Below are 25,501 nucleotides of genomic sequence, written 5' to 3' on the forward strand. Positions count from 1 at the left end.
CTCACTCTAGAGCTAAACTTGACAACATGGTGAACCGAACCGAAACGAGCGCGCGAAACAAGATCCTGACCGCAGCGCACAACCTATTCGTCACATCCGGATACGGATCGACAACGATCAAGCACATCGCCGGCGAAGCCGGGGTCGCAGTGCAAACCGTCTACTTCGTCTTCGGGAACAAGCGCGCCATACTCGAAGCTTTGCTCGATGTGACCATCGCGGGCGACGAGCTCGCCATCCCCACCCTCGAGCGCACCTGGGTCACCGATGCCAGGGCCGCCGAGGATCCGATGGAGCATCTGAGAATTCACGTTCATGCGGCACGGCTGATCTCCGAACGCGTCGCGAGAATTCTGTTGGTCGTGCGCGCGGGCGCCGACGCCGAGCCTGAAGTGGCCGAGTTGTGGCGAACCAATGTCGAGCAGCGCGTGACGGTGCTTCGATCCCTGATGAGTTCACTCGCGGAAAAGGTGGCCGGAATGGACGTCGATACCTGCGTCGATGTCGGGCTCGCTTTGCTCAGCCCGGAGTTGTACACGCTTTTGGTTCACGATCGAAGCTGGAGTCCGGAAAAGTACGAGGCATGGGTAGTCGAAGGTCTCGCGGCGTCAGCCCGGTGTAGTTGAACCACGTTCGGTCGGCAACCGACGCATACGTCGGAGGCATCTCCTACTGTTGCGTGCGTGGGAACAACAGACGCCGCGCAACCGACCGACCCGACCACCGACCCAGCCGGGGCCGCCGCAGCTGCTGCTGCCGCCATCGCCGAGGCGACAGGAGTCGCCCAGCATTCCGTCGCAATCGTCCTCGGCTCGGGTTGGCAAGCGGCCGCAGACCGATTCGGTGAACCCACCGCAACGATCCGCATGGCCGACCTCCCCGGTTTCGCACCACCTTCGGCCTCGGGACACTCGGGAACGATCACCTCGGTGAACGTCGACGGCACCCACACCCTGCTACTGCAGGGCCGCACTCACGCATACGAGGGGCACGAACTGCGAAGAGTCGTGCACCCCGTTCGCACGGCCATTGCGGCGGGCGCGGGCACGATCGTCCTCACCAACGCCGCCGGCGGAATCCGCGACGGCATGGCCGTCGGCCAGCCCGTTCTCATTGCGGACCATCTCAACCTGACCGCGAGGTCGCCGCTGATCGGTGCCGAGTTCGTCGATCTGGTCGACGCGTACTCCACGGAACTGCGTGATCTGGCCCGCAGCATCGACCCGTCGCTCGAAGAAGGCGTGTACGCCGGACTGCCCGGGCCCCACTACGAAACACCCGCCGAGATTCGTATGCTCCGCATCATCGGCGCAGATCTGGTCGGGATGTCGACCGTGCACGAAACCATCGCCGCCCGGGCCCTGGGGGCACGCGTACTGGGAGTGTCACTGGTGACCAACCTCGCCGCCGGAATGACCGGGGAACACCTCGACCACAAAGAGGTACTCGAAGCAGGAAAGGCGTCGGCGGCCCGGATGGGCGAGTTGCTACACCAGCTGGTATCGAAGCTGTGACGCGCACGCTCGCCCAGCAGGCTGCCGAGTGGATCGAGGGCGATCCGGACCCTGCCACCCGCGAGGAACTCGCCGAGTTGCCCGAAGCGGAAGTGGCGGAGCGCTTTCGAGCACCGCTGAGTTTCGGCACGGCAGGACTGCGCGGAGAGGTGCGGGCTGGACCGAACGGCATGAACGTCGCCGTGGTGATGCGAACCTCGGCCGGAATCGGCACGTGGCTGCAGAAGGGCGGACTGGGCGGGTCCACGGTCGTGGTCGGGCGAGACGCACGACACGGATCCGACACGTTCGCCACCGCAGCTGCCGAAGTTCTGGCCGCGCAGGGGTTCACAGTGGTCCTGCTCCCCCGACCGTTGCCGACGCCCGTTCTCGCCTTCGCCGTCCGCGCATTGGATGCCGAGCTGGGTGTCCAGATCACTGCCTCGCACAACCCTGCCGCGGACAACGGATACAAGGTGTATCTCCGCGGCGGCGCGCAGCTGATTCCACCCGCGGACACCGAAATCGAAGCCGACATTGCACAGGTTGGGCCGGCATCCGCGCTCGCTCGGGTGCTGGTGACGCCGAGCGGCTCCGACATCACCGCCCGCTACCTCGACACACTTCCGCGCCTCGCCCCCTCGCCCCACCGCGGCATCCGTATTGCACTGACACCACTGCACGGCGTCGGCGGCGAGCTCGCGCTCACTGCCCTGCGCGGGGTCGGCTTCAAGGATGTGCACTGCGTGGCAAGCCAATTCGAACCGGACCCCGAGTTTCCCACCGTCGCGTTCCCCAATCCCGAGGAACCCGGCGCGGCCGACGCCCTGCTGGCGTTGGCCGGTGAGGTCGACGCCGACCTGGCGATTGCGCTCGATCCCGATGCCGACCGGTGCGCCATCGGCGTGCCAACATCCGCCGGCTGGAGGATGCTCAGCGGAGACGACACCGGCGCACTCCTCGCCGATCACCTTCTTCGATCGGCGCCGCCAGACTCCTTGGTGGCCAACACCATCGTCTCCTCGCAGCTGCTCTCGGCATTGGCTCCTGCCCGAGGCGCGCGTTACGCCCGAACGCTCACCGGTTTCAAGTGGCTCGTCCGCGCCGGTACAGGCTTGGTGTACGCCTACGAGGAGGCCATCGGGCACTGCGTCGACCCGACGAAAGTCAACGACAAGGACGGCATCTCGGCCGCAATTGTCCTGGCCGACCTGGTCGCCTCCTGCAAGCACGAGAACCGAACGCTGCTGGACGTTCTCGACGACCTGCACGTCGAATTCGGGGTGCACGCAGGCGCCCAGGTCTCGGCCAGGGTCGAGGACCTGTCCGAGATCGCGGCGATGATGGAGCGCCTGCGCAGCGAGCCTCCTACGGAACTCGCGGGTCGTGCGGTGATCGTGAACGATCTGCTCGCCGAACACGGGCCGTTGCGCACCGATGCCGTCGAAATCTCTGGGGACGGCGTCCGCGTCATCGTGCGACCGTCCGGCACCGAGCCGAAAGTGAAGGCCTACCTCGAGGCTGTGGTTCCCGTCGAGAACAGGGAAGCGCTGGCTGCAGCTCGGACGAGCGCGGCTGCACTCCTCGACGACCTGAGGCAGTTCGCGCAGCGTCTGACCCGGCCGCGCTAGAACAGAGCCGCGCTAGAACAGAGCCGACTGCACTGCGGGCAACTGCGAGGTGTAGTCACCGAACCGCACCCGACGACCCTTCAGCTCGTGCAGATCGACGACGTACGAGTCGTTCGCGACCTCGACCACCGCTGCCTGCCCGATGCACGCGTCGACGGTGAAGCCGTGGCGTCCGGTGTGGATGTCGCTCGGGTACTTCAGCCGGTTTCCCGATGCGAGGTCGCGAAAGCCTGCCACCTGCCATGATTCGTCGACGGTCCGGTAGGTGGTTTCGTCGGCGGATGGCGCAATCATCTCTCGCACGCGGTCGGCCAGCGATGCGGTGGCGTCGTCGAGTCGGGTTGTGTCGATGGGGAGTGCGAGCGCAGCGGCCTTCGCGGACGAGCGCACGGCTTGGCGCACCTGCAAGTGCTCGGTCACCCTGTCTTCCAACACGCGCACGACCTTGCCGTCGACGGCGCGCGCTACGTATTGCGCGCAGATCGCGCCCTGTTCGGCGAGCCTGCCCCACTTGCGGGTCTCGGCTGCGGTGCCGACCTTGTGCACTCCGCTGGCGAAGGTCGCAATGTACAGCCAGTGCGGCTGCATGACGTGCGAATGGAGATCACGGGAGACGAAACCCCCGCGGTGGATGGTGTGCACGAACCGAAAAGGGTCCTTGGACTCGCACGCCTCGCACTGCGATCCTGCCTCGACCGGCAGCTGACCCGGACACGGGACGTATTCGGAGCCGTGGTCTTCCCGAAGCGCGACGCGGCCGGTGCACCATCGCTGCGGCCCCAACGCTTCGAAGCCCAGCCGTGCCCCGCGGAGCGAGGTTTGATCGACCTGCCGAGTATCGACATCGAGCACACGCAGCCGGGGATCGCCCTCGGTGGCCGGCCACGTGACCCCGAGGACGAGTGAGATGCTCAGCGCGGACCGAACTGTCGGTCACCGGCGTCGCCGAGGCCGGGCACGATGAACGCATCGTCGTTGAGTCCGTCGTCGATGCTCGCTGTCACCAGACGTACCGGCAGCCCCGAGGCTTCGAGGGCTGCAACACCCTCGGGTGCGGCGACGACGCAGATGGCGGTGACGTCGGCTGCGCCGCGTTCGACCAACAACTCGATGGTGTGCACCATCGACCCACCGGTCGCGAGCATCGGATCCAACACGTAGACGGGCGTGCCGGACAGATCGTCGGGCAACGACTCCATGTACGGAACCGGCTGGTGCGTGTCCTCGTCGCGGGCCATGCCGACGAATCCGACGCGTGACTGGGGAATGAGCCCACTCGCCTTCTCGACCATGCCGAGGCCGGCTCGCAACACGGGCACCAGTAGTGGCGGACAGGCAAGCCGGGTGCCCTGCGTGACGGCCACCGGCGTGGTGACGTCGAAGACGTCGACCGGGGCGTCCCGAGTGGCTTCGTAGACCAGCATGTGGGTGAGTTGGCGCAGTGCGGACCGAAATGTTGCGTTGTCGCTGCGCTCGTCGCGCATCGTCGTCAACAGGGCTGCGGCCAGTGGGTGTTCGACCACGTGAGTTTCCATGCGAGAAGGATAATTGCCGGGAACCGATCGGCCGTCACGTGCGTCAGATGTTTGTGTAGGACCTTTCGTGCTTGTTGATCGATCGTGGAGGACATCGATGGCAGAGGTAGCGGCAGCATCGGCCGGACTGCAGGCGTACTCGTCGACCGCGGCGGAGATGGCGGCGGAGATGGGCGCGGCGGCCGCAGCCACGACCGCGTGCGGACCGGCGGTACTGGCGCCCGTGTTCGGTGTCATCGGCACCGAGTTTCTGGCCGCCTTCACCGGAGCGCACGTCGCGCATGCGGCGGCCATCGGCCGGCTATCGGAGGTGGTGGCCAGCATCGGGGTCGCGGTGGCGTCCTCGGCGCACGAGTACGAGGCCACCGATGCGCAGACCGCAGCGAGCCTCACGTGATCGATCTGCTGGCCAAACCCATCACCGACCTGCTCGGCGCGTTCGGTTCGGGAGTCGTACCCGTTGGCGGTCCCGCCGATGTCCTTCGCACCACGTCCATCGCTCTGGAATCACTGCAGCGTGTCGGCGGCGCTGCCGTCTCGGAACTCGCTGCCACGTGGAGCGGACGCGCTGCGGAGCAGGCGATCGGCCATGCCGAGCAAGCTCACACGAGCGCAATCGGTTTGGCCGATCACGGCAGCGACATGGCCGCTGTCGTCGACCGTGCCTGCGAAAAGGTGTATGCGGGCCTGGTGGAGCTGCAGGCGATCGCGCAGTCCTTCATCTCCATCGCCACCGCGGCCGCACCGATGATCTTCACTCCGCCCGGTCAGTCGATGCTCATCGCGGCTGCCATCGAACATCTGCAACGAGCGCTCGCAGTCGTGGCTCGCGTGCGTGCCGAGCTTGCCGGGCACACGGGCGAGATCGGCGCGCTCAGCGCTGCGCCTCCGATTCCGGAGCCCGCCGGCACGGCACCGTCGACAGTCCCCGCTTCTGCAGTACCGACGGCGGCGCCGGGGAGCGACCCGGGTAGCCAGTTCGGGCAGAACTTTCTTCGCACGGTGTCCTCGTCCGCATCCTCGGTGCTTCCGGACACGTCGTCTCTCCCGACCGGTCAGAGCGCGGCGTCCGGTGGCGGCAACGGAGTACTGCAGAACGGTGCGTCGATGTTCGCCGGCGCCCCGCAACGTTCGTCGGCCGAGGTCGCGCCCTCCGGCCGCGGCGTACAGGTCGCCCTACCCGACGGCACTGTCGCGATCGCGCCCAACGAACAGGCCGCGGGCGCGGTCCGTAGTGCACTCACCCAGCAGGGCACCCCGTACGTGTGGGGCGGCAATGCGCCTGGCCGAGGCCTGGACTGCAGCGGACTGACGCAGTGGGCGTACGGCGAGCAGGGCGTCGATCTTCCACGTTTGGCGCAGGAGCAGAACGTGGGCACATCGGTCGGCCCCGAGGATCTGATGCCGGGCGACCTTGCGGTGTGGGACGGTCACGTGGCCATGGTCATCGGGAACGGCCAGCTCGTCGAGGCCGGAGACCCCGTGCAGGTGGGCGAGATCCGCACCACGAACAGCGGAATGGCCTTCAAGGGCTTCTACAGGCCCACCGCATGACCGAGATTCAAGCGTGGGCGGCCTCACGCACCGACTCCGTTCGCGTGCACGCCGGCGAATCGGGATTGCCGGTCTCGATCCAGATCGATCCCGGTGAACTGCGTTACAGCGGAGAGGAATTGGCGCGTACCATCCTGGATCTGTGCGGGCGCGCAACCTCGGCGGCCCGAGCCGAACGACGCACCCGACTCGAACAAGACGGGATGGATCCGGATGTCCTCGACAGACTGGGTCTGCCCACTGCAGCAGCCGTCGCCGAGGCCGAGAACGAACGGCTCGACAACGAGACCGGACGCACAGGCTGGATGAACTCCCTATGAACAGTGTCCTGAAATGAACAACGCCCTCGACGACCTAGTGACCCGCGCCGACCGTGCGCTCGGCGCCATGCACGACGCATCAGAGAAGCTCACGGACCTCCGACTCACCCGGCGATCGAGCAACGGACTCGTGGTGGTGACGGTCGACGGTGCCGGCGCTCTGATCGGGCTCGAGCTAGCGTCCGACCTGTCTCGAACCTCGGCTGCAGAGCTCGGCGCAACCATCGTCACCACCGCATCGGAGGCGGCGCAGGAGGCTCTCGAACAACGAGCGTCCGTCCTGATGCGGATGCAGAGTTCACTCTCGGAGACCTGAGATAGGCTTCCGGCCATGGCTGGCGACATCATCCCTATCGAACTCGGTCTCACTCGCGGCGACTTCGTCACCCTGTGGGCTCCGGAATGGCGCGAAGGCGATGACGAATGGGAGGCGTTCCTCGGTCACGAGGAAGATCTTTACGCCTTCGAAGCAGTCGCCCAGCTCGCCGCGTTCATCAGAACCGACGACGACAACGATCTCGTGGATCATCCGTCGTGGCCGGTCGTATCTGCCCTCGCAGCCAACGAATTGGAGCCGGACGACCTTCACCGCTTCGACCTGGTCGGCGTGCCGGAGCTCGTCGCCGAGGACCCCGACTCGGATACCCTCGCCGAGTTGGCCGCAACATTCGAAATGGTCCAGACCCTCGGTGATGTCTGCGAACTCGACAAGGTCACCGCCTTCTTCGCCAACAATCCTCACCTCGGCTCGGTCGGAATGGGCGTCGAGGCCTATGTCGGCAAGGACGGTCAGAATCTCTGGGACCGTGTCGGCGCGTCGATCGCCAAGAGCTGGGACACCGTCATCGATGCGCTGGATTCGATCGTCACATCGCCCGATGTCGACCCCTCCGCCGTCGACATCGCCGAAGCCGAACTGATCGCCGCGGCCGAGAACATCGTCGACATCGACGATGTCTCCGACGAGGACCCGGACGTCGAGACCGACGACGATGCAGATGACACCGACGATGCGGACGACATCGAGACCCCCGATCCGATCGCCGACGCGGCCGCCGAGGACACGTTCTGGGCCACCGTAGGCATCGATCCGATCAGAATCATCACCTCTGAGAACACGTACTACACACTTCGGTGCTACATCGACGACGATCCGATCTTCCTCGGTCGGGCCGGAAGCATCACGGTGTTCGGATCCGAACGCGCACTCGCTCGTTACCTTGCCGACGATCACGATCACGAACTCGCCAAAGTCAGCACCTACGCCGATGTGCAGACCGCAGCCGTGGACGGCTCGCTTCGGATCGAGGTCACCGAGGACAACGTGTACGTGCTACCCGGACTGGCCGACGATCTCGCCGACGGACCCACCACCGTCGATCCTGAGCAACTGGACCTCGCAGTCGAATTGTTCACCGATGCGGCGGACTTCGCGGACGACGACTCGGTCGAGACCGCTCTGGCCAGTTCCACGCCGCTCGGTTGGTATGTCTCTTACACCCTCGAACCCGATCCGAACAGGATGGCTCCAAGCGCTCCGTTCGACGCCGAAGCCGAGGCGTGGCGGGCTCTCGAGCGCGAGTTCGAGAGCCGCCTGCGCAAGGAGTGACCCGGCAAGGAGCGATCCGGCTCAGCCGACCAACACCGCGTAGCCCGGTTTGACCACGTTGTCGATGAGGTCGAGCCGTTCGTCGAACGGGATGAAGGCGGACTTCATCGCGTTGATGGTGAACCGCTCGAGGTCGGTCCAGGCATAGCCGAACGTCTCCGCCAGCTTGTGCATCTCACGGGTCATCGATGTGTCACTCATCAGCCGATTGTCGGTGTTGACGGTGACGCGGAACCTCGCCCGCGCGAGGAGGTCGAACGGGTGCTTCTCGATACTGTCGACGGCCCCTGTCTGCACGTTGGAGCTCGGGCACAGCTCGAGCGGCATTCGTTTGTCACGAACGTACCCCGCGAGCAGACCCAGCGTCGGCGTACCGTCCGCTGCGACGGTGATGTCGTCGATGATCCGCACGCCGTGGCCGAGACGATCGGTGCCGCAGAACGCGACCGCCTCCTGAATGGACGGTAGCCCGAAGGCTTCGCCGGCATGAATAGTGAAGTGTGCGTTGGATGCTCGCATGTACTCGAATGCGTCCAGGTGGCGAGTGGGAGGGAACCCTGCTTCTGCACCGGCGATGTCGAAGCCACCGACACCGCGGTCACGGAACCGTACGGCGAGTTCCGCGATTTCACGCGAACGCGCGGCGTGACGCATGGCGGTGAGCAAGCAGACGACGCGAATCTTCTTGCCGTTGACCCTCGCTGCGGATTCGCCGGCGCGAAATCCTTCGAGAACGTGTTCGACTACCTCGTCCAGGCTCAGGCCTCGGTCGAGGTGTTGCTCGGGGGCGAACCGAACCTCTGCGTAGACCACTCCGTCCTCGGCGAGGTCCTCGGCGCATTCACGGGCGACCCGTGCTAGCCCCTCCGGTGTCTGCATCACCGCAACGGTATGTGCGAACGTCTCCAGGTAGCGCTCCAGCGAACCACTGTCGGCGGCGTTACGGAACCACTCCGCCAAGGACGCCACGTCCGATGCGGGCAACTCATCGTAGCCGCAGTCGTCCGCGAGCTCGAGAACGGACTGCGGACGCAGTCCGCCGTCGAGATGGTCGTGCAGAAGGGCTTTCGGGGCGGTCTTGATGGATCGCAGATCGAGCGGCGTCGAACCGCTCGCTGTCGATGGGCTCTCGGCGGTGCTCATGAATTGACGGTAGCGTGATCGGGGCAGCCGCGCGGGTCTACAGCCGTCAACCGCCGATCCGTTCGATGACGATCGGTGACACATCTGGGGTTGCGGCTCCGATTGTCCACGCGCCGTCTATCGCCGCACGTGCGTAGTCGAACTTCTCCGGCGTATCGGTATGCAGGGTGGCCAGCGTCTGACCCGTCACCACTCGGTCACCCGGTTTCGCGTGCAACCGAACACCCGCGGCCGCCTGTACCGGCTCGCCCTGGCGCTCCCGCCCGGCCCCGAGCCGCCACGCGGCTACCCCGACCTGCATCGCATCCAGGGCACCGACCACCCCGTCCGCAGTTGCGGTGACCGTCTGGGTTTCGCGTGCCCTCGGCAGTGGAGCGTCGGGGTCGCCGCCCTGCGCTACGACCATGGCACGCCATCGGTCCATGGCCGTGCCGTCGGCGAGTTTGTCGGCGGGGTCGACGCCTTCGATCCCGGCCGCAGCGAGCATCGTGCGCGCGAGTGTGATGGTGAGTTCGACGATATCGGCCGGTCCCCCGCCGGCGAGCACCTCGAGCGATTCCTCGACCTCGAGGGCATTGCCCGCGGTGAGTCCGAGCGGGCAGTCCATGGCCGTGAGGAGGGCGACGGTTCGCACGCCCGCATCGTTGCCGAGATCGACCATCGCTCGCGCCAATTCTCTTGCGTCGTCGAGGTTCTTCATGAATGCGCCGGCGCCCACCTTCACGTCCAGCACCAACGCCCCCGTCCCTTCGGCGATCTTCTTGCTCATGATGGAGCTGGCGATCAACGGAATGGACTCGACGGTGCCGGTGACATCGCGCAACGCGTAGAGCTTCTTGTCCGCCGGGGCGAGGTCTGCGCCGGCAGCGCAGATCACGGCGCCGACGGCGGGGTCCGCCAGGATGGAGTACATCTCGTCGCCGCTGAGGTCGGCCCGCCAACCGGGGATCGATTCGAGCTTGTCGAGGGTGCCGCCGGTGTGTCCGAGACCGCGCCCGGACAGCTGTGGCACCGCGGCCCCGCACGCCGCCACGAGAGGTGCGAGTGGAAGCGTGATCTTGTCTCCCACTCCACCCGTCGAGTGTTTGTCCACGGTCGGCCGCGGCAAAGACGAGAAGTCCATTCTTCGTCCCGATCCGATCATCGCGGCGGTCCACCGACTCAGTTCACCTCGTGTCATCCCGCGCCAGAAAACTGCCATGGCGAGCGCGGACATCTGCTCGTCGGCAACGAGCCCTCGAGTGAACGCATCGATGACCCAGTCGATCTGCCCGGAGTTCAGCTCGTGGCCGTCGCGTTTGGCGGTGATGATGGAAACAGCGTCAGACATGGTTGCCCAGTCTGCCCGACTCGAGGTCGTCCGGCCCGAAGGCCGAAGGCAACAACGCTCCGAGCGGCGTTGGCCCGGCATCGGTGTCCACGAGGAGATCTGCGCCGCCGAACTCGAACAGCAACTGTCGACACCGTCCACACGGCATCAGCTTCGCCCCCCTGCTATCGCAACAGGCGAACGCGATCAACCGACCACCCCCGGTGGAATGGAGGTTCGAGACCAACCCACACTCCGCACACAGGCCCAATCCGTATGAGACATTTTCCACATTGCATCCGACGACAATTCTTCCGTCGTCCACCAACGCGGCTGCACCCACCGGAAAGTTGGAATACGGGGCATAGGCTTGCCTCATTGATCGATGAGCATTGTCTCGCAACGAGTTCCAGTCGATTTCGGGCATAGAAACAATCAAAGCACGGCCTCGACCGTCGCGCATCGTGATCCACTTGACCGATCACGAAGAATTGGGCAGGCAAACCTAAGATGCAAACACCGCCCGGTACGAACCAGTAGTCGAATTAGTTCCGGGTTTGCAATGGGTTTACAGTCGAGCTTGGCGGCTCTTCATAACCGACTGAGCCGGAGTTCGACAAATCGAGCCAGGTCCTTCTCCTCGTTACCGGGCTCGACGCGTCCACCATTGACGTTGGAGGCTTTGCACTCGATGAGTAGTACGACGGAAGTCGCTCCGGCGAAGGAGCGTAAGCGGTCTCTGTACCGCGGGGACCCGGGCATGTGGTCCTGGGTTCTGCATCGAATCACCGGTGTGTTGGTGTTCTTCTTCCTTTTCGTCCACGTTCTGGATACCGCGATGGTCCGGGTCAATCCCGAGACGTACGACGCCATCATCGACACCTACAAGACGCCGCTCGTCGGCCTCATGGAGATCGGTCTCGTCGCCGCAGTGCTCTACCACGCACTCAACGGCATTCGCGTCATGTTGATCGACTTCTGGTCACAGGGACCGAAGTACCAGAAACTGATGCTGTGGGTCATCGCCGCGGTGTGGATCGTGGTCATGATTCCCGGAGCGGGCCGAATCTTCTACAACATGTTCACAGCGGGCGGGCACTGATGGCAACCACTCACGGATCCGAGGCCAAGACCCTCGGCACGAACCACGACCGTCCAGCCAGCCTGGACAATCCGCGCTCGCCGAGACGCAAGTCGCGGAGCAACTTCGAGATGTACGCATGGCTGTTCATGCGTTTCTCCGGCCTGGCACTCGTCGTTCTCGTCCTCGGCCACATGTTCATCATGTTGATGCTCGACGAGGGTGTGCACCGGATCAACTTCGCATTCGTCGCAGGCCGCTGGTCGAGCCCGTTCTGGCAGTTCTGGGACCTGACGATGCTGTGGCTGGCACAGCTGCACGGCGGCAACGGTCTGCGCACGATCATCGCGGACTACTCACGCAAGGACTCGACGCGGTTCTGGCTGACGACGCTGCTCGTCCTGTCGATGATTCTCATCATGGGCCTGGGCACCTACGTCATCTTCACCTTCGATCCCAACATTTCGGCGAGCTAAGGGAACTGAAGCATCCATGCAGGAACATCGTTATGACGTGCTCATCGTCGGCGCCGGCGGCGCAGGTATGCGAGCGGCCATCGAGGCAGGGCCCGAGGCCCGCACGGCAGCACTGACCAAGCTTTACCCCACTCGCTCACACACCGGCGCAGCGCAGGGCGGCATGTGCGCGGCGCTGGCCAATGTCGAGGAAGACAACTGGGAGTGGCACACCTTCGACACCGTCAAGGGCGGCGACTACCTCGCCGATCAGGACGCGGTCGAGGTCATGGCCAAGGAAGCTATCGACGCTGTTCTCGACCTCGAGAAGATGGGGCTTCCGTTCAACCGGACGCCAGAGGGAAAGATCGACCAGCGCCGTTTCGGTGGCCACACACGCGATCACGGCAAGGCGCCCGTCCGACGGGCGTGCTACGCCGCCGACCGCACGGGTCACATGATCCTGCAGACGCTCTACCAAAACTGCGTCAAGCACAACGTCGAGTTCTACAACGAGTTCTACGCGCTCGATCTCTGCCTCACCGAAACCGAGAACGGCCCCGTCGCCACCGGCATCATCGCCTACGAGCTTGCGACCGGTGAACTGCATATCTTCCACGCCAAGTCGATCGTCTTCGCGACCGGCGGCTCGGGACGCATCTACAAGACGACGTCCAATGCCCACACCCTCACCGGTGACGGCATGAGCATCGTCTTCCGCAAGGGATTGCCCCTCGAGGACATGGAATTCCACCAGTTCCACCCGACAGGCCTCGCCGGACTGGGAATTCTCATCTCCGAGGCCGTCCGAGGCGAAGGTGGCATCCTTCGCAACGAGGACGGCGAGCGCTTCATGGAGCGGTACGCACCGACCATCAAGGACCTCGCGCCCCGCGACATCGTCGCGCGGTCGATGGTCCTCGAGGTCCTCGAAGGACGCGGTGGCGGGCCGAACAAGGATTACGTGTACATCGACGTCACGCACATCCCCGAGGAGGTCCTCGACGAGAAGCTCCCCGACATCATGGAGTTCTCGCGCACCTATCTCGGTGTCGACCCGGTCAAGGAACCAGTGCCCGTGTACCCGACGTGTCACTACGTCATGGGCGGTATTCCCACCAAGATCAACGGCGAGGTCCTGCGCAACAACGACGACATCGTCCCCGGCCTCTACGCCGCCGGCGAATGCGCGTGTGTTTCGGTGCACGGAGCGAACCGTCTGGGAACCAACTCCCTGCTCGATATCAACGTCTTCGGCCGCCGCGCGGGTATTGCCGCAGCGAAGTACGCCAACTCGGTGGACTTCACTCCGCTTCCCGAAGAGCCGGCCAAGATGGTCCAGGACTGGCTCGAGCTGATTCTCTCCGACCACGGTCATGAGCGCGTCGCCGATATCCGGTCCGAAATGCAGCAGTCGATGGACAACAACGCCTCGGTGTTCCGCACCCAGGAACGTCTCGAGACCGCGCTGAAAGACGTCCGCACCCTCAAGGAGCGGTACAGCCACATCACGGTGCAGGACAAGGGCAAGCGCTACAACAGCGACCTGCTCGAAGCCATCGAGCTCGGCTTCCTCCTCGAGATGGCAGAGGTGACCGTCGTCGGTGCCCTCAATCGCAAGGAATCGCGCGGCGGACACGCTCGTGAGGACTATCCGGATCGCAACGACGCGGAGTACATGAAGCACACCATGGCCTACAAAGAAGGGCTTGGCCTGCTCACCGACATCCGTCTGGACTACAAGCCTGTGATCCAGACCCGTTACGAGCCGATGGAGCGGAAGTACTGATATGAGCGCACCCACCCTCGACAAGCCAGATCAGTCATCGGAGCCGCCCGTGCCGAACGGCGCGGTCATGGTGACGCTCAAGATCGCTCGCTTCAACCCGGAGAGCGGTGACGGTCAGCGCTGGGACAGCTTCCAGGTACCGACGCTGCCGACCGACCGACTCCTGAACCTGCTCCACTACGTCAAGGGTTACCTCGACGGCACGCTGACGTTCCGGCGGTCCTGCGCTCACGGTGTGTGCGGTAGCGACGCGATGCGGATCAACGGCGTCAACCGTCTTGCCTGCAAGGTGCTCATGCGCGACATGCTGCCGAAGGACTCGTCGAAGACGCTGACCATCACGATCGAGCCAATCCGCGGGTTGCCGGTCGAGAAGGATCTCATCGTCGACATGGAGCCCTTCTTCGAGGCATTCCGCGCCGTCAAGCCCTTCCTCATCACCAGCGGCAACGAGCCGACGCGTGAGCGAATCCAGAGCCAGGCCGACCGGGCACGGTTCGACGACACGACCAAGTGCATTCTGTGTGCGTGCTGTACCACCTCGTGCCCCGTCTACTGGAGCGACGGAAGCTACTTCGGGCCCGCAGCAATCGTCAACGCACACCGTTTCATCTTCGACAGCCGCGATGAAGGTGCTTCCGAGCGACTGGACATCCTCAACGACGTCGAAGGAGTCTGGCGTTGCCGGACCACCTTCAACTGCACCGACGCATGCCCCCGCGGCATCCAGGTGACCAAGGCTATCCAGGAAGTCAAGCGCGCGTTGTTGTTCGCTCGCTAGACTCCTCCCCCTTCGGCATGAATGGGCCATTGCAACGGTTAGACAGTTGCAATGGCCCATTCATGCGTCCAGGGGACGGTCAGGATGCGTCCAGGGGACGGTCAGCCCACGCCCAACCGGACGTCCGGGGCGCCGAGCCGGGCTGCATCGGCGGTGTCGTCATCGAGTTGCTGCTGTGAATCCCGTTCTGCCAGCACCCGTAGCCGATAGTGCTCGATCTCCTCGGACACGTGCCGCTCGTCCCAGCCCAGGACCGGTGCCACGAGGCGCGCGACCTCAGCAGCTGCCGCGTCGCCGCGGTCCGGCACCTCGATGGAAATGCGGGTACGACGAGTCAGAATGTCGTCGAGATGCTGCGCCCCTTCGTGACTCGCCGCATAGACCACCTCGGCGCGCAAGTACTCGGGCGCACTGTCCAGAGGCTTGCCCAGCTCCGGATCTGCCTCGATCAACTCCAGCAGTTCGTTGATCAGCGTGCCGTACCGACCGAGCAGGTGCTCGATGCGTGAGACCCGCATGCCGGCGCGCTCGGCCGTCAGATTGCGCGAGTTGTAGGCACCGAGGTAGCCCTCGGCTCCGACGAGTGGGATGTTCTCGGTGACGCACTTGGGCACGTTCCGCTCGAGCCCGTGCACCGCTGCGTCGACTGCGTCCTTGGCCATCACGCGGTAGGTGGTGTACTTGCCACCGGCGATGACAGTCAGGCCACGTACGGGACTCGACACCGCATGTTCGCGGGAGAGCTTACTGGTGGAATCGGATTCACCGAACAGCAATGGTCGAAGGCCCGCGTACACACCGACGACGTCCTCGTGATCGAGTGGGTCGGCCAACAATTTGTTGACGTGCCCGAGGATGTAGTCGATGTCGCTGCGGCTCGCAGCAGGGTGCGCCAGGTCGAGCTTCCAATCGGTATCGGTGGTGCCGATGATCCAGTGACTACCCCACGGAATGACGAACAGCAGGGACTTCTCGGTCCGGGTGATGATGCCGGTGGCACTGTTGATTCGATTGCGCGGCACCACCAGGTGGACGCCCTTCGATGCGCGGACCTGAAACTGTCCTCGGCCACCGACCATCTGCTGAACCTCGTCGGTCCACACGCCAGCCGCATTGATCACCTGCTTCGCCCGCACTTCGAAGGAGCGACCGGTTTCGAGATCGCACGCGAGGACGCCGACCACCTTGTCGTCCTCCCGCAGGAAACCGGTGACATGAGTGCTGTTGGCGCACAACGCTCCATATGCCGCTGCAGTGCGGGCGAGCATCATGGTGTGACGTGCGTCGTCGACCTGTCCTTCGTAGAACTTCACCGCACCGCGGATGGCCGAGCGCTTGCCGGACGGAAACGATTCGAGGGTCTTCTTCTTGCCGAGGTGCTTGTGGTGACCCGGTACGCCACGTCCGGCACCCATGACGTCGTACACACCGATACCGAGCCCGACGTACCCGCGGTCGATGATTTTTTCGAGCGGGTAGATGAAGGGAACCGGACGAGCCAGGTGCGGACACAACGTGTTCAGCACCAGCGAACGCTCCTTCAGTGCCTCGAACACCAGTGAGAAATTGAACTGTTCGAGGTACCGCAGACCGCCGTGGAAGAGCTTGCTCGAGCGGCTGGAGGTGCCGGCTGCGTAGTCACGAGCCTCGAGTAAACCGACCTTCAGCCCACGTGTCACAGCATCCAGCGCTGTGCCCGCGCCGACGACCCCGCCGCCGATGACCAGAATGTCGAGCTCCTCGGATTCCATTCGGGCGATGGACTCGGTACGTGCCGCCGGCGACAGCACCGTCGTGGTGAAACTCATTCTTCATCAACCCAATCCAAAGTTCGCGTTACTGCTTTCTTCCATCCGGCGTAGAGCTTTGCCCGTTGGTCCTCGTCCATCGACGGTGTCCAGGTCTTGTCCTCGGCCCAGTTCTCGCGAATGTCCTCCTCGCTCGCCCAGTAGCCGACGGCCAGTCCGGCAGCGTATGCCGCTCCGAGAGCCGTGGTTTCGGCAACCACGGGCCGCACCACGTCGACACCCAGAATGTCCGCCTGAAACTGCATCAACAGCTCGTTGACGACCATGCCGCCGTCGACCTTGAGTACTTCGAGATCGACACCGGAGTCGGCATTCATGGCTTCGATGACCTCACGCGTCTGATACGCGGTGGCCTCGAGAACCGCCCGTGCGAGATGGCCTTTGTTGACGAAGCGAGTCAAACCCACGATGGCCCCGCGCGCGTCGGCCCGCCAGTGCGGTGCGAACAGGCCCGAGAACGCGGGCACGAAGTAGGCACCGCCGTTGTCCTCCACCGAGCGGGCATCGGTCTCGATGTCTGCAGCGTCGGAGATCATGCCCAGGTTGTCGCGAAGCCATTGCACCAATGAGCCGGTGACGGCGATGGACCCTTCGAGTGCGTACACCGTCGGTTGGTCACCGATTTTGTAGCAGACCGTCGTCAGCAGTCCGTTCTTGCTCATCACTTTTTCGGTACCGGTGTTGAGGAGCACGAAATTGCCTGTGCCGTACGTATTCTTGGCCTCACCCGGGGAGAGGCACGCCTGGCCGAATGTTGCTGCCTGCTGATCGCCCAGGATGCCTGCGATGGGTACATCACGGAAGGGTCCACGTTCGCGGCCGGTGCCGTACACCTCGGAACTGGACTTGATCTCGGGCAGCATGGAGAGCGGGATACCCATGTCGGCGCAGATGCCCTCGTCCCACTGCAGGGTGTCGAGGTCCATCAGGAGGGTGCGAGAGGCGTTGGTCGGATCGGTGTAGTGCAGTCCCCCGTCCGTGCCGCCCGTCATGTTCCACAGGACCCAGGTGTCCATGTTGCCGAAACAGAGCTCGCCCGCTTCTGCCTTGTCGCGGGCACCGTCGACGTTGTCGAGGATCCACTTCACCTTCGGTCCGGAAAAGTAGGTGGCCAAGGGGAGTCCGGTCGTGGCGGTGTACTTGTTGGCGTCACCGCCCCCGAGGGCCGTCGCGATTCGGTCGGTACGGGTGTCCTGCCAGACGATGGCGTTGTAGATCGGCTTACCGCTCTTGCGGTCCCACACCAGCGCCGTCTCGCGCTGGTTGGTGATACCCACGGCGGCAATGTCCTTGCCCGTCAGGTCGGCTGCAGCCATGGCACCTGCCGCAACGGCCCGTACGTTGTCCCAGATCTCCGCAGCGTCGTGCTCGACCCACCCTGCCTGCGGAAAGATCTGTCGATGCTCTTTCTGATCGGAGGCGATGACGGTGCCCGCGTGATCGAAGATCATGCAACGTGAGGACGTCGTCCCCTGATCGATCGCGGCGATGTACTGCCCTGTCGTGTCGGTCATAGCTTCTCTCCTGATGTCTGAGCGACTGCGGGTTCCGGGAGTCGAGACGGCGCCTCGGGCGTCGCACCTAGTTCTTTGCGCAGGTTCTTTCCGATGAGCAGGTCGTACAGGAACACTCCTATCGGCCCGCCCACGAGTGGCCCGAGGATCGGGACCCAGAAGTACAGGCTTCCGTATTGATCACGCCACGCCCCACCGTATCCGGTGAAATACGACGCGAGGCGGGGTCCGAAATCTCGGGCGGGATTGATCGCGTAGCCAGCATTGGTGGCCCAGGCGAATCCGATGGCGACGACGATGAGTCCGACGATGAAGGGCGCCAGGTTCGCCCTCGGTGCGGTGCCGAGCGAATCCGTCACCGCCACAATCAGGAACAGCAGTATTGCTGTGCCGATGATCTGGTCGATCAGCGCCGAGCTCACGCTGACCGGCAGCGTGCCGTTACCGGGAAGCGTCGAGAAGATCGTCTGCGTGGCGGTGGTGTGACCGGGGTCGATCGCATTGATCATGTCGTTGTAGTTCCAGCGGACGAGTAGGGCTGCGACGAACGCACCCGCTGTCTGCGCCAGAACATAAGGTGCCACCCGCCACCACTCGAAACCGCGGAAGAGCGCGAAGGCGAACGTCACGGCGGGGTTCAGGTGTGCGCCCGTGATTCGACCCGCGACGTAGATGCCGAACATCACTCCCAGGCCCCATCCCCACGCGATGGAATCGTGTCCGCCGAGGCTGCCGTCGGCGCCGCCCGAGACAACCTGTGCGACGACACCCGCGCCGAAAAGAATCAGAATCATCGTGCCGGCGAACTCGGCGGCCATCTGCGCCGGCAGTCCCCACTCCGCGTCCTTACCCGTCATCTTCGAGCCTCCAAGAATTGGTGATGCACGCCACATTGGGTGCAAATGCCACGGTAGATCGCTTGCACTATCTTTCAAAGCTGGTGCACATATGTGCAAGGCGGACCTACACTGATCCTTGTGTCCGAGCCAGGCCCTCTACCGGAAACCGATCTGCGGATCGGCCATGCCACGCAGGCCGCTCGGCTGTACTACTTCCAGGACATGACGATGGCGGCAATCGGCCGCGAGCTGGGCGTATCTCGTTCGACGGTGTCGCGGCTCATCACGTTCGCACGAGCGTCGGGACTCGTGGAAATCAAGGTCTCCACACCTCTCGGGCAGGCACCACGCATCGAGCAAGCATTCGCCGATCGGTACGACATTCGTGCACACGTCGTGCCTGTCTCGGAAACCGTCGACGACTTGCAGCGTCTCGACCGCGTTGCCACGTTCGCCGGTCGATTGCTGACGTCGTACGTCGAGTCGGACATGGTCATGGGAGTCGCCTGGGGAACCACCGTCAGCGCGGTCAGCCGCAAGCTCGCTCCCAAACGCACCCACAACTCCCACGTCGTTCAACTCAACGGTGCGGCCAACACCCGCACCACAGGGGTGTCCTACGCAACCGACATCATCAGGACTTTTGCAGACGCGTACGGCGCTGCGGCGCAGGGATTTCCCGTACCGGCGTTCTTCGACTACCCCGAGACACGCGCACACCTGTGGCGCGAAAGAAGCATCAAACGCGTCCTCGAGCTACAGGACCGCATGGATCTGGCGGTGTTCTCCATCGGTGTCGTCGGCGGCGCGGTACCCAGTCACGTCTACAGCGCCGGCTACCTCGAACGCGGCGATCGCGCCGAACTCGAGCGCGACGGCGTCGTCGGCGACATCGCGACGGTATTCCTGCGGTCCGATGGCAGCTACGACCGCATTGCCCTCAACGCCCGATCGAGCGGCCCCAGTCTCGACCGACTCAAAGCAGTCCCCCGCCGTCTCTGCATCATCGCCGGCGAGTCCAAGATCGATGCGCTGAACGCGGCGCTGAAAGGCGGCTTGATCACCGACCTGGTGATCGACGACATCAGTGCCGCGGCGTTGGTGATGCGCTCACTGTGAGTTCCCGGCGCACAATCAGGTGGTGCGGCGAAGGCCCGCGCTGAGCCATCCCGATATGCGTGGAACGACGGCGACCAGATCCGGCGCGACTTCGGTGTCGAGAAGGTCCGAGGCCAGCTGGCGCGCAGCGTAAACGGATGCGACGAAGACTTCCGCAGGCAGGTCTGGATCCAACGTGGCGTCGGTGTCGCACTGGCGTCGATGTTCCGCATGCAGAACTGCAGCGAGCCCATGGAGAGCGGCGCGGCGACGATCACGAGCGATTTTTCCGGCGGCATCCATCTCGACCTGGAAGGCCCGCGCAACCACCAGGTCACTCTGCAGCGTCGTCAAATAGCCGATGAGGATTCGAGTGACGTCGGCTTCGATATCGCCGTATGCCAGATGGGCAATCATTTTCTGGGTGAGCACGGTGATGAACCGCTCGTAGGCCGCGTCCGCGCACTGCTCCTTGTCCTCGAAGCATTCGTAGAACGACGAGCGAGAGACCTTCGATCGGGCGACCACTTCCTTCACGCCGGTAGCTGCGTACCCGTGCGCGGCCACGAGCTCGGTGAACGCGATCATCAAACGCTCGCGATTGATATCGAGTACCGCCTCGCGGTCGAGTCCGTGCGGTCCACGGGGCAGCTTCGGTGGAACGGTGAAAAAGATTCCGTCGGTGATGGAGGGAATGTGCTCGGAGTTGTGCAATTGCTGGCGGATCGGACCATCTCCTAGTAGCGTACGTTCGCGTACTTAACTCACTGTCACACCGAATCGAGGAGAAGCTGTGCAGCTTCGTCGTTCGATAATGCCCGCCACAGCCATAGCGCTCACGGTTGCGGTCACGTCCCTGCTTGCACCCGTCACCGCGGCCGGGGACCCAACCTGGCCACTGAGCACCGATTCGATCATGAGCACCGTCACCGACCTTACCGAAATGGCCCCCGCGCGCAACCGGTTCACCGGGTGGAGCCCGCGCCGCTGACTATGTTCAGGAACGTTTCACCGCTGCCGGCCTGCAGGTACACGTCGAGGAAAACTCTTCATACGATTGGATTGCCTCCGATCATGCCTTGCACGTGGGCGCGTCCCGCATCGACGCCAATCCCGTCTCGCACTCGTTCATCGGTGCCGACGCTCGCGCGAGCTACCGCACCACCGGGCCGGACGGGCTCGAGGCCGAGGTCGTCGACATCGGCCGCGGAGACGGATCCGGCGTCGACATGAGCGGCAAGATCGTTCTTTTCGACCTGTCCTTCTATCTTCCCCTGATCGGTCTACTACCGCTCGCCGAACACATCAACGACCCGGACGGGATGCGCTTCGACCCCGACACCCTGCTGTCCGCCAACCCCTACCTCACCTCGCTCGAATCGACGGTACGCACCGCCATGGCGGGAGGCGCTGTCGGTTTCATCGGCGTACTTGCGGATTACTTCGATTCCAACCGCTACCACAACGAGTACTACCGCAGACTGGCGGTCACCCTGCCCGGAATGTGGGTGACGGCGAAAGACGGTGCAGCATTGCGTACCTCGCTGCCCGGCAACGGCAATCGAGCGCGGATCGATCTCACCGTCGATCGCCGTGAGGTGACGGCACGAACGGTGGTCGGCATGCTCCCGGGCCGCACGAACGACACCGTCATGGTTCAGTCCCACCACGATTCGGTAGGACCCGGTGCCGTAGAGGATGCCACCGGAACAGCTGAGGTGATCGCCTTGGCCGAACACTACGGTGCCCTTGCCACACAACCCGGCTACGAGCCACGCGAGAAGTCGCTGATGTTCGTCACGTTCGACACCCACTTCACCGGCTATCAAGCGCATATGGCGTTCGTGGACAAGTACATCACGTCGCCGAGTACCCCCTGGCGCATCGTCGCGAACGCAACGATCGAACACGTGGGCAAACATGCCCGTAAGAACGACGACGGCACCCTCGTCACCCTCGACGTCCCCGAGCCGAAGGGAGTCTTCGAAACCGTCAACCTGGGCCTGAAACTCGACATGGCCGACGCGCTTGCACGCAATGACGTGCGGGCGACGACGATGCTCAACGGCGCTCCCTTCGACTATTTCCGCCTGGGTGTTCCCACTGACGCCTCGTTCGTTCTCGCCGCAGGCATTCCCACCATCAGCTTCATCGCCGGCCCGCTCTACATGTACGACGACGCCGACACCATCGACAAGGTCGATCGCAGCCAACTGACTCCCGTCGCACTGTTCTTCCGCGACATGATCGACCGGATCGACCGCGAGCCGAGCGACTCCATCGGACTCATCCCTGCGGGGATACGGTGAGGCACACGGGGCGCGCACTCTCAATCGTGATGTGTATGGCGGTGGCGATCGCGGCACCCGTCGCCGCCTCGGCGGATGACTTCGACTCGACAGGGGTGCCTCGCATCGTCCGAGCGCAGGAAGTACATGAGGGTCCGGTCGCTCTCCCCGGCGCAGCGAAGACACTCGTAGTCACCTACGAGTCGACCTCGGTGGCAGGCCACCCCACCCCGATGACGGGATCGCTGCTACTGCCGTCGACGCCACCACCTCCCGGGGGATGGCCGCTCGTCGTGTGGAGTCACATGACCACCGGTGCCGCCGATCGGTGCGCCCCGTCCACCGCGTCGTACGGTGACCCCGAGCTGGCCCGAATGACCAGCGGTGACGCCATCGTCACGGGCCTGCTCGACTCCGGATTCGCCGTCGCCAGGCCCGACTACGAAGGCATCGGCGGACCGGGAACGCACCCGTACCTCATCGGGTCATCGCTCGCGCGCTCCGTGGTCGACATAGCGCGCGCCGCGCAGACCTACTATCCCGATATCGGCACCGATGTCATCCTCGCGGGCCACTCCGAGGGCGCGGTCGCATCCCTGTGGGCCGCCGCGCTCCCGGTCGAACAATGGGGCGGATTGTCCCTGCGTGGTGTCGCCGCGCTCACCCCACCGACCCAGATGGGGACGATCGTCACCCGGGCGAGCGGTATCCCTTGGGCGGGACCCGGCATTGGTGACCTGGTGGGCCTGGCCGCACTGATGATCAACGGTGCCTCGGCCGTCGACGAGGATTTCCACACGCTGACCACCGAGGGTGGACTGAGCGCTCGAGCATCCGAGGCAATGGCCGAGATCGACACGTTGTGTTACGGCGAGCTGGCATCGGCGCAGTCGATCGGAGCGCTCGCCCCCAGCGAGTTGCTCGGCCCCCGCGGCGAGGAGGCCCTGGGGCGTCTTGCCGCGATCACCGATGCGAACGACGTCGCTCACCTGTCCATCGATACCCACATCCCCGTGCGAATCGATGCCGCACAGTTCGACGCCGTCGCACCCCTCCCTGTCGTGGTCGGTCTCGCGGAGAGCTACAGACGAGCGGGGAACGAGGTGACCTTCGCGCACCATCCCGGTGGTCATACGGACGTCGCCACCCGTCCTGGAGTCGCGGCACAGATCGTCGACTGGACCAGACTGGCGTTCGACCGACATCGACCGCTTCCGTCGCCCGCTCCAAGCACTGCGAAAGAATCTCAGAATTCCTCGTACGTGTCCGGGTCTTGATCCCAGATTCGGCCACGCTCGAGCCCGGAGATAGCAGTGACCTCGTCGTCGGTCAGTTCGAATCCGAAGACGTCGAGGTTCTGGCGCTGACGGTCGGGATTCGACGATTTGGGGAGCGGTATCGCACCGAGTTGGACGTGCCAGCGCAGCACGACCTGTCCCGGCGTGACGCCGTGCGCCGCCGCGGCGTCGGCGATCGGGGCGGCCGCAAGTAGTTCGGAGCCGCGGCCGAGTGGGCTCCAGCTTTCGGTGACGATGCCGTGTTCGGCGTGGTAGGCGCGCAACTCGGCCTGCGGAAAGTACGGGTGCATTTCGATCTGGTTGACGGCGGGCACCACCGAGGTCTCCGACGCGAGCCGGTCCAGATGCTCAACCGTGAAGTTGGAGACGCCGATCGACCTGACCTTTCCTTCCTGTTGCAGATCGATCATCGCGCGCCACGTGTCGACGTACTTGCCGACCTTGGGCAGCGGCCAGTGAATGAGCAGTAGGTCGATGTAGTCGACCGCCAGGTCGTTCAGCGACGTCCGTGCCGACCCTTTCGCTTCGTCGTAGCCATGGAAGCGACCCGGAATCTTGGTCGAAATCGAGATGTCCTCACGCGCGACCAGCGAGCTGGCCACAGCCCGACCCACTCCGCTTTCACTGCCGTAACTCAGGGCGGTGTCGATCAGGCGGTATCCGGCGTCGAGTGCCGACGTGACCGTCGACGCCATGTCCTCACCTTCGGATTGCACGGTCCCGAGGCCGAGGAGCGGCAGGACGTGCCCATCGTTGAGTGTGATCGTGGGCGTCATAGGGGTCCTTTCAGAACTTCAGCCAAAGAATGAAAGCAGTCAGTGCGAACTGTGGGGTGCATTGAATCGTGTCAGGATCTGGATCGGAGATCGCTCGCCCTCCACACCGCCGACTCCCCCACCCTCCTGCATCAGGATTCTGCATGCCAGCCTGGCGTCGGCTCGCAGATCGTGATGGAGGATGGCCGAGACCGACCCGGACCGCAACAACCGACGGTTGTCACTGTCGAGATCGTGGCCGACGAAGACCCGGCAGCGTCGACCCAAGCGCTCGAAAGCTCGCACGGCGCCGGTGTTTCCGCCGCCGATCGAGTACACCGCTTCCAGACGATCGTGCTCGGCGAGGGCGTGCTCGACGAGTAGTTCCACTGTTTCGTCGAGACCCTCGCTGTCGGTGATCTCCACGACGCGCCTACCCGCCGTGCCCCGTTCACTGCCCAGCGCGCGCAGCGTGCTGCGAAAGCCCATCTCGCGCTCGCCTTCGTTGCGAAAGATGTTGCTGGTCGAGACGATGAGAACGGCGGCGTCGCCGTCAGCGAGCCAGCTGTCCACCAGGTAGGCCGCAGTTGCTCCAGCCGCTCTGTTGTCGATTCCGACGTAGCTGGATCTCTTGCTGTCCGGCACATCGGTCACGTACGTGACGACCGGGATGCCGACCTCGACGAGATGATCGATCGTGGCAACCACGTCCGGATCGTCGGGTGCCTTGACGATCACCCCGTGCGACCCTTTGGCGGCAATCCTCGTCAGGTCCTCGACCATCCTCGGCACCGATTCGGTCTCCCGGAGGTGAAATCGACACCTGACCACGGCCGGCGACAGCATCGGCAGCTCGGCTTCCAATGCCGACCTGAATTCCGTCGAGAACCGCGCCGGTGTTTGCATCACGACGTCGAACAAGAACTTGCGGCCGTTCAGCTTGAGCTGTGTCCGCTGCTTATCGAGGTCTGTGATCGCCTGTTGGACTTCAGCTCTCGTGTTCTCCCGGACCCCTGGCCGATCGTGCAGCACTCGATCTACCGTCGCTTCGCTCAGGCCCGCCTGCTGGGCGATCTCGCGAACCTTGTAGCGATGCGTCACGCCCGGACTCCTGAGGTATTTTTGACGGCTTTTCGACCTTGATAGTACGGCAGCGCGAGTACAGACTCGTGACTGTCACCTCAGCTTCATCATTCGTTAG

General features: G+C 64.2%; 28 protein-coding genes. 17 read left to right on the forward strand and 11 right to left on the reverse strand.

What is annotated here, in order from left to right; translation table 11 throughout:
• The first annotated feature begins 26 nt into the window (after nt 1-26).
• Genes KVY23_RS11870 through KVY23_RS11880 form a run of 3 tightly spaced genes read left to right on the forward strand, consistent with a single transcriptional unit; the run spans nt 27 to nt 3,124 of the window.
• A complete protein-coding gene (locus KVY23_RS11870) occupies nt 27-626 on the forward strand; it encodes a TetR/AcrR family transcriptional regulator (protein ID WP_230556543.1) in 600 nt (199 codons plus the stop codon).
• Nucleotides 627-683: 57 nt separating this feature from the next.
• Nucleotides 684-1,514: a purine-nucleoside phosphorylase gene (locus KVY23_RS11875; RefSeq protein WP_206511317.1), complete on the forward strand. Its 831-nt coding sequence runs from the start codon at nt 684-686 to the stop codon at nt 1,512-1,514.
• Nucleotides 1,511-3,124 (forward strand): phospho-sugar mutase, encoded by a 1,614-nt coding sequence (locus KVY23_RS11880; protein WP_269418592.1) that lies wholly within the window; start codon nt 1,511-1,513, stop codon nt 3,122-3,124. The genes KVY23_RS11875 and KVY23_RS11880 overlap by 4 nt, the downstream gene beginning before the upstream one ends.
• A 12-nt stretch (nt 3,125-3,136) precedes the next feature.
• Here the strand turns inward: KVY23_RS11880 and KVY23_RS11885 are convergent, their stop codons facing one another.
• Nucleotides 3,137-3,766, reverse strand: a complete 630-nt coding sequence (locus KVY23_RS11885) for a DUF2797 domain-containing protein (protein ID WP_230556544.1) — start codon at nt 3,764-3,766, stop codon at nt 3,137-3,139.
• Here KVY23_RS11885 and KVY23_RS25100 point away from each other — a divergent pair.
• Nucleotides 3,761-4,030 carry a hypothetical protein gene (locus KVY23_RS25100; RefSeq protein WP_230556545.1) on the forward strand — a complete coding sequence of 90 codons (270 nt, stop codon included), beginning with the start codon at nt 3,761-3,763 and terminating at the stop codon, nt 4,028-4,030. The genes KVY23_RS11885 and KVY23_RS25100 overlap by 6 nt on opposite strands.
• A 5-nt stretch (nt 4,031-4,035) precedes the next feature.
• Here the strand turns inward: KVY23_RS25100 and upp are convergent, their stop codons facing one another.
• On the reverse strand, nt 4,036-4,659 hold the full coding sequence (gene upp, locus KVY23_RS11895; protein ID WP_230556546.1) for a uracil phosphoribosyltransferase: 624 nt from the start codon (nt 4,657-4,659) through the stop codon (nt 4,036-4,038).
• Nucleotides 4,660-4,756: 97 nt separating this feature from the next.
• Here upp and KVY23_RS11900 point away from each other — a divergent pair, with 97 nt between their 5' ends.
• Genes KVY23_RS11900 through KVY23_RS11920 form a run of 5 tightly spaced genes read left to right on the forward strand, consistent with a single transcriptional unit; the run spans nt 4,757 to nt 8,142 of the window.
• Complete coding sequence (locus KVY23_RS11900) at nt 4,757-5,056, forward strand: type VII secretion target (RefSeq protein WP_230556547.1); 300 nt, start codon at nt 4,757-4,759, stop codon at nt 5,054-5,056.
• Nucleotides 5,053-6,213 (forward strand): C40 family peptidase, encoded by a 1,161-nt coding sequence (locus tag KVY23_RS11905; protein ID WP_206511322.1) that lies wholly within the window; start codon nt 5,053-5,055, stop codon nt 6,211-6,213. The genes KVY23_RS11900 and KVY23_RS11905 overlap by 4 nt, the downstream gene beginning before the upstream one ends.
• Nucleotides 6,210-6,533: a hypothetical protein gene (locus tag KVY23_RS11910; RefSeq protein ID WP_206511323.1), complete on the forward strand. Its 324-nt coding sequence runs from the start codon at nt 6,210-6,212 to the stop codon at nt 6,531-6,533. Before KVY23_RS11905 ends, KVY23_RS11910 begins: the two co-directional genes overlap by 4 nt.
• Before the next feature lie 13 nt (nt 6,534-6,546).
• Nucleotides 6,547-6,849, forward strand: a complete 303-nt coding sequence (locus KVY23_RS11915) for a YbaB/EbfC family nucleoid-associated protein (RefSeq protein WP_206511324.1) — start codon at nt 6,547-6,549, stop codon at nt 6,847-6,849.
• Between the two features lie 15 nt (nt 6,850-6,864).
• Nucleotides 6,865-8,142, forward strand: a complete 1,278-nt coding sequence (locus KVY23_RS11920) for a primosomal protein (RefSeq protein ID WP_206511325.1) — start codon at nt 6,865-6,867, stop codon at nt 8,140-8,142.
• Between the two features lie 21 nt (nt 8,143-8,163).
• On the opposite strand, the gene KVY23_RS11925 is transcribed toward KVY23_RS11920, so the two are convergent.
• The 3 genes from KVY23_RS11925 to KVY23_RS11935 are packed head-to-tail and all read right to left on the reverse strand — an operon-like array spanning nt 8,164 to nt 11,021.
• Complete coding sequence (locus KVY23_RS11925; RefSeq protein ID WP_230556548.1) at nt 8,164-9,285, reverse strand: adenosine deaminase; 1,122 nt, start codon at nt 9,283-9,285, stop codon at nt 8,164-8,166.
• Between the two features lie 46 nt (nt 9,286-9,331).
• Nucleotides 9,332-10,615, reverse strand: coding sequence for a thymidine phosphorylase (locus KVY23_RS11930; protein ID WP_230556549.1), 1,284 nt, complete (start codon nt 10,613-10,615; stop codon nt 9,332-9,334).
• Nucleotides 10,608-11,021 carry a cytidine deaminase gene (locus KVY23_RS11935; RefSeq protein ID WP_075840736.1) on the reverse strand — a complete coding sequence of 138 codons (414 nt, stop codon included), beginning with the start codon at nt 11,019-11,021 and terminating at the stop codon, nt 10,608-10,610. The genes KVY23_RS11930 and KVY23_RS11935 overlap by 8 nt, the downstream gene beginning before the upstream one ends.
• Nucleotides 11,022-11,285: 264 nt before the next feature.
• On the opposite strand from KVY23_RS11935, the gene sdhC reads away from it, so the two are divergent.
• The 4 genes from sdhC to KVY23_RS11955 are packed head-to-tail and all read left to right on the forward strand — an operon-like array spanning nt 11,286 to nt 14,700.
• Complete coding sequence (gene sdhC, locus KVY23_RS11940; protein ID WP_075840761.1) at nt 11,286-11,696, forward strand: succinate dehydrogenase, cytochrome b556 subunit; 411 nt, start codon at nt 11,286-11,288, stop codon at nt 11,694-11,696.
• Entirely contained in the window at nt 11,696-12,151 is a 456-nt protein-coding gene (locus tag KVY23_RS11945; RefSeq protein WP_075840737.1) for a succinate dehydrogenase hydrophobic membrane anchor subunit, read from the forward strand. The genes sdhC and KVY23_RS11945 overlap by 1 nt, the downstream gene beginning before the upstream one ends.
• Nucleotides 12,152-12,167: 16 nt before the next feature.
• Complete coding sequence (gene sdhA, locus KVY23_RS11950) at nt 12,168-13,919, forward strand: succinate dehydrogenase flavoprotein subunit (protein WP_230556550.1); 1,752 nt, start codon at nt 12,168-12,170, stop codon at nt 13,917-13,919.
• Between the two features lies 1 nt (nt 13,920).
• On the forward strand, nt 13,921-14,700 hold the full coding sequence (locus KVY23_RS11955; protein ID WP_075840738.1) for a succinate dehydrogenase iron-sulfur subunit: 780 nt from the start codon (nt 13,921-13,923) through the stop codon (nt 14,698-14,700).
• A gap of 101 nt (nt 14,701-14,801) precedes the next feature.
• Here KVY23_RS11955 and KVY23_RS11960 read toward each other — a convergent pair whose 3' ends face one another.
• From KVY23_RS11960 to KVY23_RS11970, 3 genes are read right to left on the reverse strand one after another with little or no spacing between them, the layout of a single operon-like run.
• Nucleotides 14,802-16,508 carry a glycerol-3-phosphate dehydrogenase/oxidase gene (locus tag KVY23_RS11960; RefSeq protein WP_230556551.1) on the reverse strand — a complete coding sequence of 569 codons (1,707 nt, stop codon included), beginning with the start codon at nt 16,506-16,508 and terminating at the stop codon, nt 14,802-14,804.
• A complete protein-coding gene (gene glpK, locus KVY23_RS11965; RefSeq protein WP_230556552.1) occupies nt 16,505-18,022 on the reverse strand; it encodes a glycerol kinase GlpK in 1,518 nt (505 codons plus the stop codon). Before glpK ends, KVY23_RS11960 begins: the two co-directional genes overlap by 4 nt.
• A complete protein-coding gene (locus tag KVY23_RS11970; RefSeq protein WP_075840762.1) occupies nt 18,019-18,879 on the reverse strand; it encodes an MIP/aquaporin family protein in 861 nt (286 codons plus the stop codon). Before KVY23_RS11970 ends, glpK begins: the two co-directional genes overlap by 4 nt.
• 120 nt (nt 18,880-18,999) lie before the next feature.
• On the opposite strand from KVY23_RS11970, the gene KVY23_RS11975 reads away from it, so the two are divergent.
• Nucleotides 19,000-19,980 carry a sugar-binding transcriptional regulator gene (locus KVY23_RS11975; RefSeq protein WP_075840739.1) on the forward strand — a complete coding sequence of 327 codons (981 nt, stop codon included), beginning with the start codon at nt 19,000-19,002 and terminating at the stop codon, nt 19,978-19,980.
• Between the two features lie 15 nt (nt 19,981-19,995).
• Here the strand turns inward: KVY23_RS11975 and KVY23_RS11980 are convergent, their stop codons facing one another.
• A complete protein-coding gene (locus tag KVY23_RS11980; RefSeq protein ID WP_230556553.1) occupies nt 19,996-20,673 on the reverse strand; it encodes a TetR/AcrR family transcriptional regulator in 678 nt (225 codons plus the stop codon).
• Nucleotides 20,674-20,752: 79 nt separating this feature from the next.
• Between KVY23_RS11980 and KVY23_RS11985 the strand changes: the two genes are divergently transcribed.
• The 3 genes from KVY23_RS11985 (at nt 20,753) to KVY23_RS11995 (ending at nt 23,524) form a co-directional block, all read left to right on the forward strand.
• The gene (locus tag KVY23_RS11985) at nt 20,753-20,950 is read left to right on the forward strand and encodes a hypothetical protein (protein WP_230556554.1); all 198 of its coding nucleotides are present in this window, start codon (nt 20,753-20,755) and stop codon (nt 20,948-20,950) included.
• 94 nt (nt 20,951-21,044) lie between these two features.
• Complete coding sequence (locus tag KVY23_RS25105) at nt 21,045-22,268, forward strand: M28 family peptidase (RefSeq protein ID WP_230556555.1); 1,224 nt, start codon at nt 21,045-21,047, stop codon at nt 22,266-22,268.
• Between the two features lie 35 nt (nt 22,269-22,303).
• Entirely contained in the window at nt 22,304-23,524 is a 1,221-nt protein-coding gene (locus KVY23_RS11995; RefSeq protein ID WP_230556556.1) for a lipase family protein, read from the forward strand.
• On the opposite strand, the gene KVY23_RS12000 is transcribed toward KVY23_RS11995, so the two are convergent.
• Both KVY23_RS12000 and KVY23_RS12005 read right to left on the reverse strand, forming a co-directional pair.
• Complete coding sequence (locus KVY23_RS12000; RefSeq protein ID WP_230556557.1) at nt 23,494-24,321, reverse strand: aldo/keto reductase; 828 nt, start codon at nt 24,319-24,321, stop codon at nt 23,494-23,496. The two genes, KVY23_RS11995 and KVY23_RS12000, sit on opposite strands and share 31 nt — an antisense overlap.
• A 39-nt stretch (nt 24,322-24,360) precedes the next feature.
• The gene (locus KVY23_RS12005) at nt 24,361-25,401 is read right to left on the reverse strand and encodes a LacI family DNA-binding transcriptional regulator (RefSeq protein WP_230556558.1); all 1,041 of its coding nucleotides are present in this window, start codon (nt 25,399-25,401) and stop codon (nt 24,361-24,363) included.
• Nucleotides 25,402-25,501 lie beyond the last annotated feature (100 nt).

Source organism: Rhodococcus sp. I2R (assembly GCF_020889545.1).
GTDB lineage: Bacteria > Actinomycetota > Actinomycetes > Mycobacteriales > Mycobacteriaceae > Rhodococcoides.

Bases quoted from the DNA above. Each gene is read 5' to 3' on its own strand.
- KVY23_RS11925 (WP_230556548.1), bottom strand. From the start codon at position 9,285: ATGAGCACCGCCGAGAGCCCATCGACAGCGAGCGGTTCGACGCCGCTC.
- KVY23_RS11995 (WP_230556556.1), top strand. From the start codon at position 22,304: ATGGCGGTGGCGATCGCGGCACCCGTCGCCGCCTCGGCGGATGACTTC.
- KVY23_RS11910 (WP_206511323.1), top strand. From the start codon at position 6,210: ATGACCGAGATTCAAGCGTGGGCGGCCTCACGCACCGACTCCGTTCGC.
- KVY23_RS11870 (WP_230556543.1), top strand. From the start codon at position 27: ATGGTGAACCGAACCGAAACGAGCGCGCGAAACAAGATCCTGACCGCA.
- KVY23_RS11915 (WP_206511324.1), top strand. From the start codon at position 6,547: ATGAACAACGCCCTCGACGACCTAGTGACCCGCGCCGACCGTGCGCTC.
- KVY23_RS12000 (WP_230556557.1), bottom strand. From the start codon at position 24,321: ATGACGCCCACGATCACACTCAACGATGGGCACGTCCTGCCGCTCCTC.
- KVY23_RS11970 (WP_075840762.1), bottom strand. From the start codon at position 18,879: ATGACGGGTAAGGACGCGGAGTGGGGACTGCCGGCGCAGATGGCCGCC.
- glpK (WP_230556552.1), bottom strand. From the start codon at position 18,022: ATGACCGACACGACAGGGCAGTACATCGCCGCGATCGATCAGGGGACG.
- KVY23_RS11900 (WP_230556547.1), top strand. From the start codon at position 4,757: ATGGCAGAGGTAGCGGCAGCATCGGCCGGACTGCAGGCGTACTCGTCG.
- KVY23_RS11960 (WP_230556551.1), bottom strand. From the start codon at position 16,508: ATGAGTTTCACCACGACGGTGCTGTCGCCGGCGGCACGTACCGAGTCC.
- KVY23_RS11935 (WP_075840736.1), bottom strand. From the start codon at position 11,021: ATGCCCGAAATCGACTGGAACTCGTTGCGAGACAATGCTCATCGATCA.
- KVY23_RS11945 (WP_075840737.1), top strand. From the start codon at position 11,696: ATGGCAACCACTCACGGATCCGAGGCCAAGACCCTCGGCACGAACCAC.
- KVY23_RS11930 (WP_230556549.1), bottom strand. From the start codon at position 10,615: ATGTCTGACGCTGTTTCCATCATCACCGCCAAACGCGACGGCCACGAG.
- sdhA (WP_230556550.1), top strand. From the start codon at position 12,168: ATGCAGGAACATCGTTATGACGTGCTCATCGTCGGCGCCGGCGGCGCA.
- KVY23_RS11955 (WP_075840738.1), top strand. From the start codon at position 13,921: ATGAGCGCACCCACCCTCGACAAGCCAGATCAGTCATCGGAGCCGCCC.
- sdhC (WP_075840761.1), top strand. From the start codon at position 11,286: ATGAGTAGTACGACGGAAGTCGCTCCGGCGAAGGAGCGTAAGCGGTCT.
- upp (WP_230556546.1), bottom strand. From the start codon at position 4,659: ATGGAAACTCACGTGGTCGAACACCCACTGGCCGCAGCCCTGTTGACG.
- KVY23_RS11920 (WP_206511325.1), top strand. From the start codon at position 6,865: ATGGCTGGCGACATCATCCCTATCGAACTCGGTCTCACTCGCGGCGAC.